Here is a 245-nt window from a genome sequence, read left to right on the forward strand (position 1 = left end):
CCGACCTCATCTTTATGATCGCGGCCTCCGAAAACGGCGGCGCGGACCATATGAAACTTCTGACCAAGCTGGCTCGCGCCCTCGTCAATCCTGAGTTCGTCGAACAGTTGCGCCAGGCCCCCGACGCGCAAACCGTCGTCGACCTCATCGGTGGGGTCGACGAGCCGAAGGAAGAAGCCTCGACCTCATCCGCAACGGCCCTTCCCGCTCCTGGGCACGCCGCGGTGACCAATGCCGCCTCCGAT

Annotated in this window: 1 protein-coding gene; it reads left to right on the forward strand. The window is 64.1% G+C overall.

Annotated elements, in window-relative coordinates; all coding sequences use genetic code 11:
• On the forward strand, positions 1-245 hold a 245-nt coding region (locus MKD49_RS26225), incomplete at both ends, for a PTS sugar transporter subunit IIA (protein WP_252697768.1).

Source organism: Herbaspirillum sp. WGmk3 (genome assembly GCF_023952535.1).
Taxonomy (GTDB): domain Bacteria; phylum Pseudomonadota; class Gammaproteobacteria; order Burkholderiales; family Burkholderiaceae_D; genus Herbaspirillum; species Herbaspirillum huttiense.